The sequence below is a fragment of the Paraburkholderia sp. RL17-368-BIF-A genome (genome assembly GCF_046054045.1).
In the GTDB taxonomy this organism is placed as follows: Bacteria; Pseudomonadota; Gammaproteobacteria; order Burkholderiales; family Burkholderiaceae; genus Paraburkholderia; species Paraburkholderia graminis.
On the sequence record NZ_JARESN010000004.1, the window covers coordinates 177,226 to 193,895 of the forward strand.

Annotated in this window: 13 protein-coding genes; 8 read left to right on the plus strand and 5 right to left on the minus strand. The window is 60.1% G+C overall.

Features of this window, described 5'->3' with window-relative positions:
- Nucleotides 1-47: 47 nt before the first annotated feature.
- Nucleotides 48-1,442 (minus strand): tRNA uridine-5-carboxymethylaminomethyl(34) synthesis GTPase MnmE, encoded by a 1,395-nt coding sequence (mnmE, locus tag P0D87_RS09110; protein WP_053858931.1) that lies wholly within the window; start codon nucleotides 1,440-1,442, stop codon nucleotides 48-50.
- A gap of 372 nt (nucleotides 1,443-1,814) precedes the next feature.
- On the opposite strand from mnmE, the gene P0D87_RS09115 reads away from it, so the two are divergent.
- Nucleotides 1,815-2,222 (plus strand): XRE family transcriptional regulator, encoded by a 408-nt coding sequence (locus tag P0D87_RS09115; RefSeq protein WP_408636792.1) that lies wholly within the window; start codon nucleotides 1,815-1,817, stop codon nucleotides 2,220-2,222.
- A 109-nt stretch (nucleotides 2,223-2,331) separates the two neighbouring features.
- Here the strand turns inward: P0D87_RS09115 and yidC are convergent, their stop codons facing one another.
- The 4 genes from yidC to rpmH form a co-directional block, all read right to left on the minus strand.
- Nucleotides 2,332-4,002, minus strand: a complete 1,671-nt coding sequence (gene yidC, locus P0D87_RS09120) for a membrane protein insertase YidC (RefSeq protein WP_053858932.1) — start codon at nucleotides 4,000-4,002, stop codon at nucleotides 2,332-2,334.
- Nucleotides 4,003-4,032: 30 nt separating this feature from the next.
- Nucleotides 4,033-4,263: a membrane protein insertion efficiency factor YidD gene (gene yidD / locus P0D87_RS09125; RefSeq protein WP_006050604.1), complete on the minus strand. Its 231-nt coding sequence runs from the start codon at nucleotides 4,261-4,263 to the stop codon at nucleotides 4,033-4,035.
- A gap of 112 nt (nucleotides 4,264-4,375) precedes the next feature.
- The gene (locus tag P0D87_RS09130) at nucleotides 4,376-4,873 is read right to left on the minus strand and encodes a ribonuclease P protein component (protein WP_006050603.1); all 498 of its coding nucleotides are present in this window, start codon (nucleotides 4,871-4,873) and stop codon (nucleotides 4,376-4,378) included.
- A gap of 14 nt (nucleotides 4,874-4,887) precedes the next feature.
- Complete coding sequence (gene rpmH / locus P0D87_RS09135; RefSeq protein WP_004198824.1) at nucleotides 4,888-5,022, minus strand: 50S ribosomal protein L34; 135 nt, start codon at nucleotides 5,020-5,022, stop codon at nucleotides 4,888-4,890.
- Nucleotides 5,023-5,404: 382 nt separating this feature from the next.
- Between rpmH and dnaA the strand changes: the two genes are divergently transcribed.
- From dnaA to P0D87_RS09170, 7 genes are all read left to right on the plus strand, one after another.
- The gene (gene dnaA, locus P0D87_RS09140; RefSeq protein WP_029971174.1) at nucleotides 5,405-7,033 is read left to right on the plus strand and encodes a chromosomal replication initiator protein DnaA; all 1,629 of its coding nucleotides are present in this window, start codon (nucleotides 5,405-5,407) and stop codon (nucleotides 7,031-7,033) included.
- Nucleotides 7,034-7,269: 236 nt separating this feature from the next.
- Nucleotides 7,270-8,373 (plus strand): DNA polymerase III subunit beta, encoded by a 1,104-nt coding sequence (gene dnaN, locus P0D87_RS09145; protein WP_006050601.1) that lies wholly within the window; start codon nucleotides 7,270-7,272, stop codon nucleotides 8,371-8,373.
- A 113-nt stretch (nucleotides 8,374-8,486) separates the two neighbouring features.
- Nucleotides 8,487-10,958 (plus strand): DNA topoisomerase (ATP-hydrolyzing) subunit B, encoded by a 2,472-nt coding sequence (gene gyrB / locus P0D87_RS09150; protein WP_006050600.1) that lies wholly within the window; start codon nucleotides 8,487-8,489, stop codon nucleotides 10,956-10,958.
- A gap of 399 nt (nucleotides 10,959-11,357) precedes the next feature.
- Nucleotides 11,358-11,987 (plus strand): hypothetical protein, encoded by a 630-nt coding sequence (locus P0D87_RS09155; RefSeq protein ID WP_053857313.1) that lies wholly within the window; start codon nucleotides 11,358-11,360, stop codon nucleotides 11,985-11,987.
- Complete coding sequence (locus P0D87_RS09160; RefSeq protein ID WP_053857314.1) at nucleotides 11,977-12,600, plus strand: hypothetical protein; 624 nt, start codon at nucleotides 11,977-11,979, stop codon at nucleotides 12,598-12,600. Before P0D87_RS09155 ends, P0D87_RS09160 begins: the two co-directional genes overlap by 11 nt.
- A 483-nt stretch (nucleotides 12,601-13,083) precedes the next feature.
- On the plus strand, nucleotides 13,084-15,642 hold the full coding sequence (locus tag P0D87_RS09165) for a type VI secretion system Vgr family protein (protein ID WP_053857315.1): 2,559 nt from the start codon (nucleotides 13,084-13,086) through the stop codon (nucleotides 15,640-15,642).
- A 7-nt stretch (nucleotides 15,643-15,649) separates the two neighbouring features.
- Complete coding sequence (locus P0D87_RS09170; protein ID WP_053857316.1) at nucleotides 15,650-16,657, plus strand: DUF4123 domain-containing protein; 1,008 nt, start codon at nucleotides 15,650-15,652, stop codon at nucleotides 16,655-16,657.
- Nucleotides 16,658-16,670: the final 13 nt, after the last annotated feature.

Genomic DNA, 16,670 nt, shown 5'->3' on the forward strand with positions numbered 1-16,670 from the left:
GTGCGCTACCGTTTACAGTGCCTGTATAGGTGCATTCGACTTCGGCTTCACTTGCCAATACAGAACCTGCTAAAAATCACTCCGAGAAGATCATCCGAACTGAACTCGCCGGTAATCGAATTGAGCTGATCCTGCGCGAGCCGCAGTTCCTCGGCGAACAGATCCAGTGCCTGCGAGTTCTGATCCGCATGGGCGGCGGCCGTCGCCAGGTGTTCCTGCGCCGCGCGCAACGCGATCAGGTGACGCTCGCGCGCAAGGTAGACGCTCTCGGCGCCCGCCTGCCAGCCGGCGATGCGCAGCAACTCATCACGCAAAAGGCTCACGCCGTCGCCCTGTTTCGCCGACAGCCGGACTTCGCTGAGTTCAAGGTCGGCGTCGAGCGCGCGCGTGTGCGGCGGCAAGCCAACCAGATCCGTCTTGTTCAGCACGCGCACGACTGGCACGCCCGAGGGAAAGCGCTTTGCGATGGTTTCATCCTCGGCGGTCATGCCGGTGCGTGCATCGAGCAGATGAAGCACCACGTCCGCGCGCTCGATCTCGCTCCAGGTGCGCGCAATGCCGATCTTCTCGACCTCGTCTTCGGTATCGCGCAAGCCGGCGGTGTCGATCACATGAAGAGGAATGCCTTCGATCTGGATGGTCTGCGCGACCTTGTCGCGCGTGGTGCCCGCAATCGGCGTGACGATGGCGAGCTCGGCGCCCGCGAGCGCATTCAATAGCGACGATTTGCCGACATTCGGTTGCCCCGCAAGCACCACCGAAAGCCCCTCGCGCAGCAGCGCACCTTGCCGCGCCTCGGCGAGCACACTTGCGAGGCGCTCGCGAATGCGCGCGAGCTTGCCGCGGGCGTCGGCGGCCTCGAGGAAGTCGATCTCTTCTTCGGGGAAGTCGAGCGTGGCCTCGACCAGCATGCGCAGCGTGATCACTTCTTCGACCAGAGCGTGGATGTCGCGCGAGAACGCGCCGTCGAGCGAACGGCCCGCCGAGCGCGCGGCGGCCTCTGTACTCGCCTCGATCAGATCGGCGACGGCCTCGGCCTGCGCGAGATCGAGCTTGTCGTTCAGAAACGCGCGGCGCGTGAATTCGCCGGGTTCGGCGAGCCGCAGACCGAACGCACGACCGGCGTCGATGCAGCGTTGCAGCACCAGTTGCAGCACGACCGGGCCGCCGTGACCTTGCAACTCGAGCACGTGCTCGCCGGTGTACGAATGCGGCGCGGGAAAGTACAGCGCGATGCCGCGATCGAGCGGGTTGCCGTTGTCGTCGAGGAAAGGCACGTAGCTCGCGTGGCGGGGCGCAAGCGCCTGGCCGGTGAGCGCCCGCATCAGCGGCTGCGCGGCAGCCTCGCCCGCGCGCCCGAACGAGATTCGCACGACGCCGATGCCTCCACGGCCGGGCGCGGTGGCAATGGCAACGATGGGATCGGAATCGGTGGTCAGCATGAGAGAAGGGCGGCGAAATCGGAGAACGGGGAGGGCGGCGCGCACAGCCGCGCGGCGCTGGGCATTGTAACGCGGGGCCTGCGGCAAGCCTGCTGATGAGCCGCCTACCGGTCGCCGCGCGTGCTTTTTTTGCCCCGCGTAAGATTGATCTTAATCAAGCTAGGATTGTTACTGCGACGTTAGGACAAGTCCACATTCCGCGAAATGTCCAAATCGCACGAACTCAAGCCGAGCATGGAAAATTCGCAAATTTTGACATCGCGCCGAACTGCCGATGCCTTGGGCGCGTCAAGCTAAAAGTATCTCAAATACGCTAAACATGAACTTGTTTGGTTGTCAACGGGGAGGACGCTGAATTGCACAATCTGGCCCATGCCAACCCCAAAAGAAAAAGCCGCCTTCGCCAAGAGGCTGAAGGACAGCCTGGAGCCGCTGAAAATTCGCGGCGGGACCAAACTCGCCGAGCAATTCAACCTTCGCCATCGCGGCGATCGTCCGGTCACGCCGCAAACCGCGCACAAGTGGCTGACGGGCACGACCATTCCGAAGCCGGACAAGTTACGCACGCTGGCCGAGTGGTTGAACGTGAAAGAGCATTGGCTCCACTATGGACCTTCGCCCGGTGCGAGCGCCAGACCCATGGCGCGCGGCGAGAAGTATCCGCCATCGCCGGAAATCATTGAACTCGCTTCCAAGATTCAGTCGCTGACGCCGAAGGACCGCTTTCTCGTCGAGGAAATGATTGTGCGCTTCTACGGTGAGGATAACGAAGAAGAGTAGCGGACACGTCTCATGCGCACGCATGCGTCCATGAAAAAAGCCGCCCGGTTCGTTGAACCGGGCGGCTTCGTTTTTGCGGCTACGTTTGCTGCGTCTTTTCAGACCGGCGTCAGGCCGGCTTTGCCTTCGACTGACCCATCATGCGCGTGATGTAGTACTGCTGCGCGATCGACAGCACGTTGTTCACCACGTAGTACAGCACGAGACCCGCCGGGAAGAAGAAGAACATGACCGAGAACGCGATCGGCATGAACATCATCATCTTGGCTTGAACCGGATCGGGCGGCGTCGGGTTCAGCTTCGTCTGCAGGAACATCGAGACGGCCATCAACACCGGCAGGATGAAGTACGGGTCTTGTTGCGACAGATCGTGAATCCACAGAACCCACGGCGCGCCGCGCATTTCCACCGACGACAGCAGCACCCAGTACAGCGAAATGAACACCGGAATCTGGATCACGACCGGCAGACAGCCGCCGAACGGATTCACCTTCTCGGTCTTGTACAGCTCCATGAGCGCGGCGTTCATCTTCTGCGGATCGCCCTTGAAGCGTTCGCGCAGCGCCTGCATGCGCGGCGTGATCGCCTTCATGCGCGCCATCGACTTGTAGCTCGCGGCCGACAGCGGGAAAAACACCGCCTTGATCAGCAGCGTGAGCAACACGATTGCCCAGCCCCAGTTGCCGACATAGCTGTGGATCTTCTCGAGCAGCCAGAACAGCGGCTTCGCGATGATCGTCACCCAGCCGTAGTCCTTCACCAGTTCGAGGCCCGGCGCGATGCCTTCGAGCATGCGCTCTTCTTCGGGACCGGCGAAAAGACGTGCGGAAACGTCCACGGTCTGGCCCGGCGCGATGGCCGCGACCGGCTGCTTCACGCCGACGCGATACAGCGCCGGATCGATCTTCTCGACGTAGATGTCGCGCTTAACGCCCTGCTGCGGAATCCACGCCGACGCGAAGTAATGCTGCACCATCGCGATCCAGCCGTTGTCGGCCTGCTTTGCGTAGTCTTCCTTGTTCTTGTCGATGTCGCCGAACGTCATCTTCTGGAAGTGATTCTGTTCGGTGTAGACAGCCGGGCCGATGAACGTGTGCGAGAAGCGCGGCGTTTCGACCGGCTGGTCGTCGCGCACCAGTTCCATGTACACCGACGGGCTGACCGGCGCGGTGCCGACGTTCTGAATCTTCGTGTCGACGCCGATCACGTAGCTGCCGCGCGTGAACGTGTAGGTCTTGATGACCTTCAGCCCACCCTTGACCGGCGACTCGAAGCTCAGGCTGAACGATTTCTGATCGCCCTTCAGCTCGGTCTGCTGATTCGGCATCAGCGTGTAGATGTCGTTGTGATTCGGGAAATCGCCGCCGAGCAGGCCCGTGCGCGCGAGGTACGTGTGATTGCCCGCGCGGTCGAACAGCGTGATGACGAGATCCGGCTGCTTGCCGTCGCCTTGCTTGACGAGCGACAGCTTCGACAGCGTGCCGCCGCGCGTGTCGATTTCGCCGCTATAGACGTCGGTGCTGAACTTGACGAGCTGCGATTGCGTGGCGGCCGGCGTGTTGGCCGGCGTGTTGGCCGGCGCGGCTGCGTTGGTGGCCGGCAAATCGGCGGGCTGGGTTCCCGGCGTCGTGGTTCCCGGTGCGGCGCTGCCGGCCGTCTTGGTCGGCGTGGCGCTCGGGAAGAACATCGACGGGCGTCCGTGGTCGCGTTGCCAGTTGTCGAACAGCATGACCGCTGACATGAAGAAGATGACCCATAGGACGGTGCGTTTAATATCCATGCGTTGTCTCAGTGTCGATGGAACGGCGCATCAGCGCTTTTCAGAAGTGGGAGGCGGGACGAGATCGATGCCGCCCGCGGAAAACGGATGGCAGCGGCAAATACGCCTGGCGGCGAGATAAGTCCCGCGCGCGGCGCCATGATACTGGATTGCTTCGCGCGCGTAATCAGAGCAGGAAGGGTAAAAACGGCACCGGTTGCCGAGCATCGGGCTGACGGCAAGCTTGTAAAAGCGCAATAAAGCGATGAGTACCGTTTGCATGGCTCATGCGGCCGGACGGCGCCGCGCAACGTGAAATACCGGACGACGCCCGCTGGCCGTGGCTGCCGAAGCTGTGGCGGCACGAGCGAAAAGGCGGACGGTCATCTGAACGTCATTCCGTCCTGGGCGCTTCCGCGGGCGGCGCCTGACGACGGGTGATTTCGCGCGCTGCCTTGTCGAGCAGCGCCTCGATTTCGCTGCGGCACAGCGCCTTCAACGGCGGCGACGCGGCGCTCGGCAAAGCCTTCTTGTCAAAGCGCGTGTGCAAACGCAGCAGCACATCCCAACCGCCGAATTCCGCGCGACGCAACCGGAAGGCTTCGCGCGCGATCCGGCGCACCAGATTACGCGTGGCCGCGCGCGGCGCATACTTCTTGCCGATCACGAGGCCGAGGCGAGCGTCATTGCCGGTGGGCCGGCCGTACACGACGAAGTGCGCGGTGCGGCGCCAGGGGCGCAAACGAAAAACGGATGAAAATTCATCCGTTTTCAGTAGCCTCGCGGCTTTGGGAAAGGCGGCTTGCGCTCGCAACGGTACGGAGCCCTGCTGCGGCGCCTCTGCCGATTCCGCTTCGCCGCGGTTGTCGCCTGGCACGGACAGAGCGCGCAATCCGCTCGCCTGCCTTAGATGGCGAGGCGCTTGCGGCCCTTCGCGCGACGTGCGTTGATGACCTTGCGGCCGCCAGCGGTCTTCATGCGAACGCGAAAGCCGTGGGTGCGCTTGCGACGGGTAACGGAAGGTTGGTAAGTACGTTTCATGTTGCTCTCACTTGATCGAAAAAAAACCGCGCGATCATCGCTGAAAGCGCAATGGCCGGAGGTTTACTGAATTGGTTTTCGCGGAACCCGCTATTTAAACCCGTTTTTCGTTGACCGTCAATAGTTTAGCCGGTGCGGCGCGAGCGCGCGGCCTGCTTCGGCGGATGATCCGTCCCTGTGGATAACTCCCTTTCGCCTCCGATTTGGCGTTAGAATCTCGCCTTACTTCCCAAAAATATTGCACGCCGCTCCGGCTCGCTTGTCCCGCAAACCCTTGTGGCGCAAGCGCCTGGAGCTGTTACGCCTGGCTGCTCCGGGCCTTGTTGCGTGCGCGCGACGGGGGCTGCGGCGAACCGCGTGCACACCATAACGACAGCACTCGATGAACGAATTCTGGCAACACTGTTCCGCATTGCTGGAGCGTGAGCTCACGCCCCAGCAGTACGTGACGTGGATCAAACCGTTGGCCCCGGTCGCCTTCGACGCCGCTGCGAACACGCTCAGCATTGCCGCGCCGAACCGCTTCAAGCTCGACTGGGTCAAGAGCCAGTTCTCCGGTCGCATCGCTGATATGGCCCGCGATTTCTGGCAGGCGCCTGTCGACGTGCAATTCGTACTGGACCCGAAAGCCGGCATGCGCGCCCCTGCGGCAGCCGCGCCGGCTGCGGCGCGTCCGGCTTCCGCGCCGAATTCCATGGGCGGCAGCGCGGGCAATGCCGCTGCCGTGGACGCGGCCGTTGGCGCCGTGCAAGCGGCGCAGGCCACGCGCGCGAACGGCCCGAACAGCGCTAACAGCGCAATGGCCAACCTCAACGCGAATGCCCGCGCGGCAGCCGAGCACAATGCCAACGCACGCGCGGCGGCCGAAGATGCCGCCGACCTCGATCTGCCGAGCCTCGACGCGAACGAAGCCGCAGCGGCGCGCCGCACATGGCGTCCGGGCCAGAGCGCGAGCTCCAACGGCAACGGCGAAAACGACTCCATGTACGAGCGTTCCAAGCTGAACCCGGTTCTGACCTTCGACAACTTCGTGACCGGTAAGGCGAACCAGCTGGCGCGCGCCGCGGCAATCCAGGTCGCGGACAATCCCGGCATCTCGTACAACCCGCTGTTCCTGTATGGCGGCGTGGGCCTCGGCAAGACTCACCTGATCCACGCAATCGGCAACCAGTTGCTGATGGACAAGGCCGGCGCGCGCATCCGCTACATCCACGCGGAACAGTACGTGTCCGATGTCGTGAAGGCTTACCAGCGTAAGGCGTTCGACGACTTCAAGCGCTACTACCATTCGCTGGATCTGCTGCTGATCGACGATATTCAGTTCTTTTCGGGCAAATCGCGCACGCAGGAGGAGTTCTTCTACGCGTTCGAGGCGCTCGTCGCGAACAAGGCGCAGGTGATCATCACCAGCGACACGTATCCGAAGGAAATTTCGGGTATCGACGACCGTCTGATCTCGCGCTTCGACTCCGGCCTGACGGTCGCCATCGAGCCGCCCGAGCTGGAAATGCGCGTCGCGATTCTGATGCGCAAGGCGCAGTCGGAATTCGTGAGCCTGAATGAAGATGTGGCGTTTTTCGTCGCGAAACATTTGCGCTCGAACGTGCGGGAACTGGAAGGCGCGCTGCGGAAAATTCTCGCGTACTCGAAGTTCCACGGCCGCGAGATCACGATCGAACTGACGAAAGAAGCGCTGAAAGATCTGCTGACGGTACAGAACCGGCAGATTTCGGTGGAGAACATTCAGAAGACCGTCGCTGACTTCTACAGCATCAAGGTCGCGGACATGTATTCGAAGAAGCGTCCGGCGAACATCGCGCGGCCGCGGCAGATCGCGATGTATCTGGCGAAGGAGCTCACGCAGAAAAGCCTGCCGGAAATCGGGGAGCTTTTCGGGGGACGCGACCACACCACAGTGCTGCACGCGGTGCGCAAAATCGCCGACGAGCGCAGCAAGGACGCGCAGCTGAATCACGAATTGCACGTGCTGGAGCAGACGCTGAAGGGCTAGGCAAGGGCTAGGTGGTGGGCGGGAAAATCGACCTGTTTATTTCCAAAGTCGCCCCCAATTTAGTGAGGCGGTTCCTTTTTCAGGCACAATACAGGTTTAACCGCCCGGCGCGGCCGCGGGCGGATTTCACGCCGTGACGGGCGCTGCGTGGCGCCGGCGGGGAGCCACGGCAGCATGCCGGAAATGCCTTGAACGGCTCAAAGGCGCGCAGGCCGTTATATCAACGAAGGAACTCTATGCAACTGGTCAAGACCGAACGCGATAACCTCCTCAGGCCGCTGCAAACCGTGAGCGGCATTGTCGAACGCCGCCATACGTTGCCGATCCTCGCCAATTTGCTGATTACCAAGAACGGTCCCGACGTGTCGTTCCTGTCAACCGACCTGGAGTTGCAGATCACCACGCGCGCCGATTTCGGCGTGGGCGGCGATACCGTGGCGACCACGGTGGCAGCGCGAAAGCTCCTCGACATCCTGCGCGCCATGCCCGACGGCCAGGTCACGCTCACGCTGAACGACAAGCGTCTGACGGTGCAATCCGGCAAGAGCCGCTTCGCGCTGCAAACGCTCGCCGCGGACGAGTTCCCGACCGTCGCGCAAGCTAAAGACTACGGCGCGAACCTTGTGGTTCCCCAAAAGACGTTCCGCCAGTTGCTCGGCATGGTCCATTTTTCGATGGCGCAGCAGGACATTCGCTACTACCTGAACGGCATGCTGCTGGTGGTGGACGGCGACCAGTTGATGGCGGTCGCGACAGACGGCCACCGCCTCGCGTTTTCGTCGATGAAGATTGAAGGCTCGTTTGCGCGCCAGGAAGTGATCATTCCGCGTAAGACGATTCTGGAGTTGCAGCGTCTGCTGGAAGACATCGACGACACGCTGAAGATCGACATCGCGCAAACGCAGGTGAAGTTCACGTTTGGCCAGGTCGAACTCGTGTCGAAGCTGGTGGAAGGCAAATTCCCCGACTTCCAGCGCGTGATTCCGAAGTCGCACAAGAATCAGTTCGTGATCGGCCGTGAAGAATTGCAGCGTTCGCTGCAACGCGCCGCGATTCTGACGTCGGACAAATTCAAGGGCGTGCGCTGCATCATCGAGCCGGGCCAGTTGAAGATCATGTCGACCAACGCCGACCAGGAAGAGGCGCAGGAAGAACTGGAAATCGCGTACGACGGCGACAGCGTCGATATCGGGTTCAACGTCACGTATCTGCTCGACGTGCTCGCGAACCTGAAGGTCGACACGCTGCAAGTGAGCCTTGGCGACGCCAGCTCGAGTGCGCTGATCACGATTCCCGAGAACGACGAATTCAAATACGTCGTGATGCCGATGCGCATCTAACGCGTCCAACACCAAGAACACACCAAGGGGCGCAGCGCCCCTTTGGCATTTTTATGGTGTTTTGAAAAGTCCCGAGCAGCAACCCAGCAGTAATGCAGAACCGGAAAAAATCCATGACTGAAACGAACAATACGCAACCCGACAACAGCTACGGCGCCTCGTCCATTCAGATCCTCGAAGGTCTGGAGGCGGTGCGCAAGCGGCCGGGGATGTACATCGGGGATACATCGGATGGCACCGGTTTGCACCACCTCGTGTTCGAAGTGCTCGACAACTCGATCGACGAAGCGTTGGCCGGCTATTGCAACGACATCCAGGTGATCATTCACGCGGACAACTCCATCTCGATCACCGACAACGGCCGCGGCGTGCCGACCGGTCTCAAGATGGACGACAAGCACGAGCCGAAGCGCAGCGCCGCCGAAATCGTGATGACCGAGTTGCACGCCGGCGGCAAGTTCGACCAGAACAGCTACAAGGTGTCGGGCGGCTTGCACGGCGTCGGCGTGTCGTGCGTGAACGCGCTGTCGGCGTGGCTGCGTTTGACGATTCGCCGCGACGGCAAAAAGCACTTCATGGAATTCCACCGTGGCGTGCCGCAGAATCGCGTGATCGAAGAGATCGACGGCGTGGCCGTGTCGCCGATTCAAGTGGTGGGCGATACCGAAAACCGCGGCACCGAAGTGCATTTCATGGCCGACGAGACGATCTTCGGCAACGTCGAATATCACTACGACATTCTGGCCAAGCGCATCCGCGAACTGTCGTTCCTGAATAACGGCGTGCGGATTCGTTTGACCGATCAGCGCACGGGCAAAGAGGACGATTTCGCGTTTGTCGGCGGCGTGAAGGGTTTTGTCGAGTACATCAACAAGACCAAGAGCGTCTTGCATCCGACCATTTTCCACGTGAGCGGCGAGAAAGACGGCGTGGGCGTGGAGGTGGCGATGCAGTGGAACGACAGCTACAACGAAAACGTGCTGTGCTTCACGAACAACATTCCGCAGCGCGACGGCGGCACGCACTTGACCGGCCTGCGCGCGGCCATGACGCGTGTGCTGAACAAGTACATTGCCGATCATGAAGTCGCGAAGAAGGCGAAGGTCGAGACGTCCGGCGACGACATGCGCGAAGGGCTTTCGTGCGTGTTGTCGGTGAAGGTGCCCGAGCCTAAGTTCAGCGCGCAGACGAAGGACAAGCTGGTGTCGTCGGAAGTGCGCGCGCCCGTGGAAGACGTGGTCGCGAAGGCGCTCGAGGAATTCCTGCTGGAAACGCCGAATGACGCCAAGATCATTTGCGGCAAGATCGTCGACGCCGCGCGCGCTCGTGACGCCGCTCGCAAGGCGCGTGAGATGACGCGCCGCAAGGGCGTGCTCGATGGCGTCGGTCTGCCGGGCAAGCTCGCGGATTGCCAGGAGAAGGACCCGGCGAAGTCGGAGATTTATATCGTCGAGGGCGACTCGGCAGGCGGCTCGGCGAAGCAGGGACGCGACCGCAAGTTCCAGGCGATCTTGCCGCTGCGCGGCAAGGTGCTGAACGTGGAGAAGGCGCGTTATGACAAGCTGCTTTCTTCGGAGCAGATCGTGACGCTGATCACGGCGCTCGGCTGCGGTATCGGCAAGGAAGACTACAACCTCGATAAGCTGCGTTATCACCGCATCATCATCATGACCGATGCTGACGTGGACGGCGCGCACATCCGCACGCTGCTGCTGACGTTCTTCTATCGGCAGATGCCGGAGATGATCGAGCGCGGGTATATCTACATCGCGCAGCCGCCGTTGTTCAAGATCAAGGCGGGCAAGGACGAGCGGTATCTGAAGGACGAGAGCGAGGTTAATGCTCACATCCTCAAGCTCGCGTTGCAGGGTTCGGAACTGTTGGCTTCTGAGAATGCAACGCCGATTACCGGCGATGCGTTGGGCGAATTGGCTCGGGCTTATTTGCTGGCGCAGGCGGTGGTGAACCGGTTGAGCCGCTTGTATGACGCGGGCGCGCTAGAGGCTGTGATGGACGGGGTCGTTATTGACCTTTCCAGCGAGGCGGCCGCTGAGACATCGGCTAAAGCGCTTGAGGCTAAGCTTCGCGATGACGCTCTGAAGCCCGAGGTTAGGGTTACGACCATGTATGACCCGGTGCGTGAATTGCGCTCGCTGAAGGTCGCGCGGACGCATCACGGCAATCAGAAAATCTCCGTGTTCGATGAAGAGTTTCAATTGACCGCCGACTATCAGCAGTTGGTGAACACCGCGAATACGTTTAAGGGGTTGATTGGCGCTGGCGCTGTTATCAAGCGTGGTGAGCGGAGTATGGCTGTTACTGACTTCAAGTCTGCGATGAAGTGGTTGCTGGCTGATGCTGAGCGGAATATCTCAAAGCAACGCTATAAGGGGCTCGGTGAGATGAACCCTGGGCAGCTTTGGGAGACTACGATGGACCCGACCGTGCGTCGTCTTCTTCGTGTGCAGATTGAGGATGCTATCGCGGCTGATGGCATTTTCACGACGCTGATGGGGGATGATGTGGAGCCGCGGCGGGCTTTCATTGAGTCGAATGCGTTGAGGGCGGGGAATATTGATGTTTGAGCGCTTTCGCGCGACGTCAGAAAGAGGCGAAGCTAGCAGCAGTTGATGGTGGGGCAGTCCGCTGGATATCGTTGCGTCGACGATTCGGCTTATGCGATCCGCGCCAATTGGCGCGGACTGTCTTTGAAACTGCTGGACATGAACGGCATCACAATGATACCCATGACTATTAGCAGCCTAATAAGCGGAAGAACAAGAAGGTTAGTCCAAGACTATTCCTGAGAAACATCGTGTAATCAGCGCGTCAGTTTGCCGAAAAATACCCCCGGCGGATCTCTGCAGGCATTCGATTAATGCGATTAAAGCATTTTGCATATTCGGTGTGAGTGTCCGTCACGGTGTCACTACAGCGAGCCGTTCGCCGGTACTATTCGAACGGTACATCGCGATCACACCGCAATGAAAGAAACGATTCCACTCGAATGCGACCGCTATGCGTTGGCGATCAAGGTACTGGAAGGGACAATTGAACACTACCGCGTAGCCGTCACCCGTCCGCCTGACCGCGGCCGCGTGCGTTTCGTTCTGAATGGAACCAGAATCGATGGCGAACTACGTTGGCTTCATGCTAACTCGCAATCGCTGCGGGAAATCGCCGACGATCGTGCATCGGTGATGGCCGGCGTCTACGAAAAGATCGATGGCACACATGAACTTGACTGGCTGATCTATCAGGGCCATGCAATCGTCGCGCGGGATTCGAGGCAAGCGCTGACACAGCAAACATGGCGAGAGATGCCCACGACGTTGAAGTTTCTGGGCATGGGCTCGGCAATCGCGGGTCTGATGTTTTTCCTGATGCTCCATGTCCCATACGGGTGGGCTCTACTGTTTGGAGTCGCAGGCGCACTGGCCGGCTCCGTCGCCACATTCGCCCTGGTGATGTGCCTTGGGTCTATCGGCAAGCTGTGGAACTGCTTTCGGCGTCGCCGCGTCCTCGACCTGATGGAAACGGTGATGGCGCGCTATCTTGCCCGATCGTCCGCGCGTGCAGCAGTCGAACCAGACGGTGAATCTCATGTCAGCTGAATTGCCCAACATCAAGCGCATTGAGGGACGTCTAAAGAACGTGGCGCTGGACACATCTACCCCATTCGCTACTACGTCACTCCTTGAGATCGCAACCTACAGATTTGAGATCGCCGGCGAAAAGATGGTGTTCTTCACCAGCCACTGGCAATGGGACTCCGAGCCGTTTCTAGCCGAAGGTGATCGGGCGATCGTCGCCGTGCTCGACGAAGTTACTGTGCCGGGCGGAGCAAGGCGCGTGTACGCGCTGCAGAACGCTGAAGACGATTGCGCCTATGTGGCCCACTATCGGTGGCAAGGGGACGATGCACGGATTGCCGCAACGCGCATTCCGCCGGGGAGCGAACACCGCTACCTGCTCGCGCTTGCCGCGTTAATGCTCGCGCTGTTCCTGGCGCTAGCCGTGCTGCAGCGGAAAGATCCGTCATTTGTCGCGTTCTTCTTTTGTGGAGTACTCGCTGTCTGGTCTGCCGTCGCTATACCGCTTCTTACGCTGCGCTGGCGCTGGAAAGCCGGTTTTCCAACACGCAGGCAACGGATTGTCGCCACTGTTTACGAGCTCCTTGAGCTGGGCTCGCCGCTCGCGCCGAGTCGGGCAATTCACTCGGTGTAGCCACCAAGGGGTGGCAAGCATTTGTCGGGCGGTTCGCTCTCGTCGCCCGTGCGCCACGCGCTCAGTGCTTTCGGTATGTCAGGTGGGTCGTCTAACAACAAACAATTGGGTGGCCGGCGGTCCGTCGCCAAGATGCAAGTAAAAAGTTCGCGAGCAACGCGCGTGCCGGGGCCACTCCGCAATAACTACCGGTTTAACAATTGATTTCCCGTTTAGATTGCTGCTTTTGTCTTACCTTTTGTATTATCGCGGATAATGCTGCGAGCTTCGCCCGTGGCGTCGCGCGGTGCCATTCGCATATTCCATTCGACACCAATGCGGGTCAGCGTTTGGCACGAGTTTGACGCGCTGCGATTGATGCATTAACAGATTGGAATTGCGCCCGGTTGCTTTTTAACAGTGCGGTCGGTCTTATGTGATGACCGACGGCAATAACCGGGTGGGCTTTCATCCATAAGAAAGCGAAAAACGAAAGGATTCGCGATGAGCACGCAAGACGGGATAAACGCCATCACGGGCGGATTAATTCAGCAAGACCGCCTGCTTAAACTCGATACGCCGTTGGGGGCGAACGCGCTGGTACCCCAGCGTGCGGTAGGCCGCTCGCGTATTGGCCGCCACTTCGAATTCACCATCGACGTGGTATCCGCGTCGAGCAGCGTCGAGCTCAAGACCCTGATCGCGCAGCCAGTTACGCTGTGGATCCAGCAGGCCGACAAATCATATCTGCCGCACAACGGCTATGTGCACACCGCACGACGTCTCGGTTCGGACAGTGGGCTCACGAGCTATCAATTGGGCTTCGCGTCGTGGATGTACTTTCTGAAGTTTCGCCGCGACCAGCGCATCTGGCAGGACAAGACCGCTGATGAAATCGTGACGGACGTATTCAATGCCCATCCTCAGGCGCATGGGATGTTTCAGTTCGCCTTGTCGCAGCCATTGCCGTCCCGTTCATACTGCCGGCAAGATGAAGACGACTGGAACTTTGTGCATCGCTTGCTGGAGTCGGAAGGTTTGTTCGGTCTCTGGCAACAGGCGCAGGACGGCAAATCGCATACGCTGGTGATCACAGATCGATTGGCAACTGCGAAGGCCATGTCTCCTGAAACGGTCAAGTTCTACCGGGCGGGGATCAGCAGTGAGACTGACGCGCTGACGCAGTGGTCGGGTACGCGCACGTTGCAGAGCACGACGCTCACCACACGCACCTTCGACTACAAAAGTCCCTCCACCCAATTCAACCCGAAAGGCACCAACGTGCCGACCATGCCCAATCAGGGCTCGCTACCGGATCAAGCCGAGGTTTACGAGTACACCGGAGCGTACACCTATCCGAAACAGGAACGCGGAGACCAGTTGTCCAAATTCCGGATGGAAGAATGGGAATCGCGCGCAAAGCGTTTCCATGGCGAAGGTGGTTTGCGAGGGATCGACGCCGGACTGCGCTTTACACTGAGCGGCCATCCCGATCACGATCGGGACGCGGCTGATCAGAGAGAGTTCGCCGTGATCGAGGCCGCGTGGGTAATCGAAAACAACTTGCCGATCGGCGGACCGGCGGCGGGTTTCCCGAACAGCCTGGAAGCGACATTGCTGCAAGTGCGCGACAGCCACACGGGAGTGGGCACATTCAAAGTGCCGCACGCGGATGGCTCGGAAGGGTTTTATCGCGTAGAGATAGAAGCTCAGCGCACGACGGTTCCATATCGCAGCCCATTCGAACACAGGAAGCCGCAGACGCATCTCGAGTCGGCGATCGTCGTCGGACCGAGCGGTGAAGAGGTTTATACAGACGAACTGAACCGCATCAAGGTGCAGTTCATTTGGGACCGCCTGAACAGCGGCGACGAACAGGCTTCGTGTTGGGTGCGCGCGGCACAAGCGGATACCGGGAACGGCTACGGCGGCGTTCACATGCCCCGAGTCGGTGAAGAAGTGTTGATCGATTATGTCGGCGGTGATTTGGACAGGCCGGTTGTCATATCGCGGCTCTATAACGGCGACACCAAGCCGCAATGGCATTCCAACGGTTTGCTGTCCGGCTACCGCTCGAAAGAGTACGGAGGCACCGGTTATAACCAGATGGTGATGGACGATTCCACGGGCCAGAACCGCGTGCAACTCTATAGCAGCAGCGCGAATTCGCATTTGCACCTCGGCTATCTCGTGCAGCACACGACTAACAACCGCGGTGCGTTTCTCGGCAACGGCTTCGATCTGAAATCGGATGCCTACGGCGCAATTCGTGCAGGGCGAGGTTTGTACGTATCCACGTATTCGGCCACGGTCAACCAGCCGCTCGATGTAAGCGAGGCGAACAAACAACTGGTCAGCGCGGAAAGCGTGGTCGAGATGCTGTCGGAGGCAAGTAGCGCGAACCAGGCGGAGAGTCTCGAGGACGGTCAGAATGCACTGAAAAAGTTCACTGATGCCACCCAATACAGCACGTCCGGCAGCAGCGGCTCAGGTGGCCATACTGCCGGCGGTGGCACAGGTAACGCCAACGGTTTCTCGGCACCGATCATGCTGGTGGCGAGTCCTTCCGGCTTGGGCCTGTCGACGCAGGACTCGACGCAAATCACGGCCAATCAGCACGTCAATATCGTAAGTGGGCAAAGTACTCACATCGCAACGGGTAAGTCTTTGCTCGCAAGCGTTTCGGAAAAAATCAGTCTCTTCGTGCAGAACGCGGGAATGAAGCTGTTCGCGGCCAAGGGCAAAGTAGAAATGAAAGCACTAAGCGACGAGATGACGCTCGCCGCGCTCAAGGATTTCACGATCACCAGCAGCGAAGGCAAACTCGTGCTATCGGCCGACAAGGAAGTCTGGATCGGCGCAGGCGGATCGTATATCAAGATCACACCCGACGGGATCGAGAACGGGACAGCGGGCAAGATCCTCGAAAAATGCGCGGCATGGGACAAATCCGGGCCCGCGTCGATGCGTATTCCCTCCCCCCTCACTAGCGTAGTGAAGGGTTGTTCGTGGAAGACCGCGGCGGCATCGGCGGACAGTGCGTCTAGCGTCATACTGGACTGAGGCGGCCATGGAATCGTTGAACTATCGCGATGCGAGTGCGCCGCGCGTTGCAGCGCATACGAAAGAGCAAGCGGCTGAAGTTTCGGCCGTTGAGCAGACAGTCCGCGTGCTGAGGGCGTATTTCAGCCAACGTCCTGATATGCATTGTCTCCTTGCGATCGATCCGAGTCGACTCGGTTTCCCGGAGAGTCTGGAACAAAAGATACCCATCTCCGAACAACCTCACGCGATCGTAACAATCGCGCACGAAGCATTTCCTGACGAACACCGTCCTTACCTCGTCGAACTCGATCTCTCAACGCCGGACGGCGTGGACTTGCTGGCGGAAAGCGTGCGCCTTGCGTTCGATGATCGGTATCCGGACTCCATAGCGCAAGGCCTTGGACAACGTGTCGGCGGCTGGCTGGCCAGCAACGGCTCGGCTGACGTCGTCGCCGCACATTGGTCACAACAAGTATTGCAGGCGGATAACCGCGGGCGCCAGTGCGCATTGCGCTTTTACGACTCGCGCGCGCTCAGCCTGCTTTGGCCGATGTTGTCACCCGGTCAGCAGCAAGCACTACTAGGACCGGTGAGCGCTTGGCACGCATTAGATGCGTGCGGCAAGCCATGCATTTACACGAGTACGGATACATCACTAGCCGATCTGACTCTAACCGATGCACAGTGGCAGGCAACTCATCGCCACGGACTGGTCAACCGCGCACTTGGCCTGCATATGCAGGCAACGGGGCGGCAGCCCGATCCGCAAGAGGTCGAGGCGGCAGTCGCTAGCGCCGCTCGTGCGGAGCAATACGGATTAAGCGACCGCGATGACATCATCGCGTTCATCGGCCATGCGCTGGCCTGGCACCCTATATTCGATCGACATCCAAAAGTGACACGGGCACTGCGACAGAGAGAACCGGACGACTTTTATACGGCGGCTGTGAGCGAACTGTCTCCGGACGAAATAGAAGAAATCCGGCGCGGTAACTGGGTGGACGACAAGTCGCTTTCGTCCGCGGCGCGGTAATCGACGTCAAACC